At 62.6% G+C, this 954-nt stretch carries 2 protein-coding genes; both read right to left on the bottom strand.

Going from position 1 to position 954, the window contains the following annotated elements:
- Positions 1 to 685: type II secretion system F family protein (locus PMI37_RS19555; protein WP_008084064.1), on the bottom strand; the 685-nt coding region annotated here is incomplete at its 3' end.
- Positions 685 to 954: ATPase, T2SS/T4P/T4SS family (locus tag PMI37_RS19550; protein ID WP_008084062.1), on the bottom strand; the 270-nt coding region annotated here is incomplete at its 5' end. The genes PMI37_RS19555 and PMI37_RS19550, both read right to left, overlap by 1 nt.

Raw genomic sequence — 954 nt, 5'->3', positions numbered from 1 at the left:
TCGCCGCACACAACCAGCCCCACGCCCTTATGAAATCACTGGCGTTTAGCATCGCCAAGGTCAGCCCCGGCAAATCCTGCCGCGCCTGGGAAAACGCGCTGACCACCTGCGGCACCACATAACTGAGCAGGAAAATCACGATGCCGATCGAGACCAATCCAACCACGCCCGGATAGATAAACGCGGTGAGAATCTTGCCCCGCAGGTTGTTGCGCTCCTCGATGTAGTCGGCCAGCCGTTCCATGACCTGCGCCAGATCGCCCGATTCCTCGCCCGCCGCAATCAGTGCGCGGTAGATCTCGGGAAAATCCCGTGGCCTTGCCGCCAACGATTCCGCCAGACGCATGCCGCTGCGCACGTCCGCACGAACGGCACTGAGCGTATGGGCGATGTGTTTTTTTTCGGCCTGCTCGACGGTGGCACTCAGCGCGGCTTCCAACGGCAGACTCGCACCGAGCAGGCTCGCGAGTTGGCGTGTGGCCCAGGCGAGGTCGTTGTCCGAAAGTTTGGCGCTGAACAATCCACCGCCGCCGTGACTGGCAACGTTGCTTTCCTTGTGCATCGACAGCGCCGTCAAACCGCGCCCGCGCAACGCACTGAAAGCGGCGCTCTGACTGTCCGCCTCAAGGTGCCCGGATTCAATCTTGCCAGTGGCATCAGCAGCTTCAAAACGATAGCGATTCATCAGGCGTCCCGTGTCACACGGAGGATTTCTTCAGGCGCGGTGGCGCCGCTGCGGATCCAGCGCTCGCCGTCCTCACGCAGGCTGAACATCCCGGCTTTAGCCGCTGAGGCGCGCAAAGCCTGCTCCCCTGACCCTTGGTGAATCAGCGTGCGGATGTCGTCGTCGATGCAGAACAATTCGTGGATGCCGGTGCGGCCGCTGTAGCCGGTTTGATTGCACGCCGCGCAACCGACCGGGCGCCAGGTGCCCGGTGCCGTTGGGTCTTCTTG

Source organism: Pseudomonas sp. GM80, from assembly GCF_000282515.1.
Taxonomy (GTDB): Bacteria; Pseudomonadota; Gammaproteobacteria; order Pseudomonadales; family Pseudomonadaceae; genus Aquipseudomonas.
This window is presented reverse-complemented; position numbering and strand designations above follow the sequence as displayed.